Genomic DNA, 473 nt, shown 5'->3' on the forward strand with positions numbered 1-473 from the left:
GTCCCAGTCCGAAGCGCTCGGTCATGGCGGCGACGTAGTGCTCCACGTGGCGCAGCCAACCGGCCGAGAAGCCCGAGAAGTAGGCGTAGTCAGAGAAGATGTGCTCCGGGCTCTCGAACGCCTCGAGCTGGACCAGCCAGCAACGCTCGCAGACATAGGCGTGGAGCGGGTAGGCCATCTCCCCCTGCCCCGCCCGCGCGGGCGGCACGTAGGAATTGGCCAGCGGCGACAGGCCGAGATCGGCCACGGTGCGCGCGAGCGGCGTGCCGCAGGCACGGCAGCAGACTCGATTCGCGGTAGCCGGAACGGTATCGATCGCTGCGCTCATGCCCGGTCCTCTGCTCCTGCCAGCGCCTCGTAGCGGGCGATCTGGTCGAGTGTCAGCGCGGCCGCGTCCGCGCCCTCCTCTTGGGCCCGGTACCACGCCCCGGTCCAGTCCAGCGCTTCGGCGAGCCGCAGCCGCCGGTCCCAGC

General features: G+C 70.8%; 1 protein-coding gene. It reads right to left on the reverse strand.

Annotated elements, in window-relative coordinates:
- Positions 1–328: class I SAM-dependent methyltransferase (locus ACU8YC_RS26815; RefSeq protein WP_446896233.1), on the reverse strand; the 328-nt coding region annotated here is incomplete at its 3' end.
- Positions 329–473: the final 145 nt, after the last annotated feature.

It is taken from the genome of Citrobacter sp. VF227, assembly GCF_052950715.1.